The sequence below is a fragment of the Methylobacterium sp. D48H genome, from assembly GCF_053345715.1.
Genome location: NZ_JBKFAP010000146.1, coordinates 1 through 310, shown reverse-complemented (window position 1 = coordinate 310; position 310 = coordinate 1). Strand labels below are relative to the sequence as shown.

1 protein-coding gene is annotated in these 310 nt (G+C 80.0%); it reads right to left on the bottom strand.

Features of this window, described 5'->3' with window-relative positions:
• On the bottom strand, positions 1-310 hold a 310-nt coding region (locus tag ACLBX8_RS31875; RefSeq protein ID WP_447716434.1), incomplete at both ends, for a pyrroline-5-carboxylate reductase dimerization domain-containing protein.

Genomic DNA, 310 nt, shown 5'->3' with positions numbered 1-310 from the left:
CGCATCAGCACGTCGAGGGCCGCCGCGGTGGTGCCGCCGGGCGACGTGACGTTGCGGCGCAACTCCGCCGCCTCGGCCGGGCTGGCATCGAGGAGCGCGCCGGCTCCCGCCACGGGCGCCCGGGCGAGGCGGCGGGCGACGTCGGGCTCCAGGCCGGCCGCGATGCCGGCCTCCGCCAGCGTCTCGGCCAGGAGGAAGACGTAGGCCGGCCCGGAGCCCGAGACCGCCGTCACGGCGCCGATCTGCGCCTCGTCGGCGAGCCACGCCACGGCGCCGTTGGCCGCGAACAGGGCCTCGGCGGCCGCCCGCT